This window comes from Paraburkholderia sp. JHI869 (assembly GCF_038900775.1).
Taxonomy (GTDB): Bacteria; Pseudomonadota; Gammaproteobacteria; order Burkholderiales; family Burkholderiaceae; genus Paraburkholderia.
In genome coordinates this window covers 1-247 of sequence record NZ_JAYMSC010000133.1, presented here as the reverse complement: position 1 = coordinate 247, position 247 = coordinate 1, and the positions used below count along the sequence as shown (strand labels likewise).

Sequence of the window (247 nt, the reverse complement as noted above, 5' to 3'; positions counted from 1 at the left end):
AAAAAACCCCAAGGAGGTCCGTAAAGCTGATCGATGTCGTGTTCAGCTCGGTGCAACTCCACATAATTCACGGCTACGCATAACGGCGGCCAATCGCTACCCCGCGTAGCGCGCGCTCGACAGCTAGGTTGTCGATCTCCAACTGTCCGTCATCGCAATAGCGTGTGAGCGCTTTCCAGCGGTTCAACGCATAGAGGATCGCCCGACTCGTGTCCGATTTGCGCGAGAGCGTTTCCAGCATCGTTGT

Annotated in this window: 1 pseudogene; it reads right to left on the bottom strand. The window is 56.3% G+C overall.

The features are described 5' to 3' along the window. Positions 1 to 82 precede the first annotated feature (82 nt). Positions 83 to 247 (bottom strand): annotated as a pseudogene (locus tag VSR72_RS44185) (transposase); the annotation flags it as partial.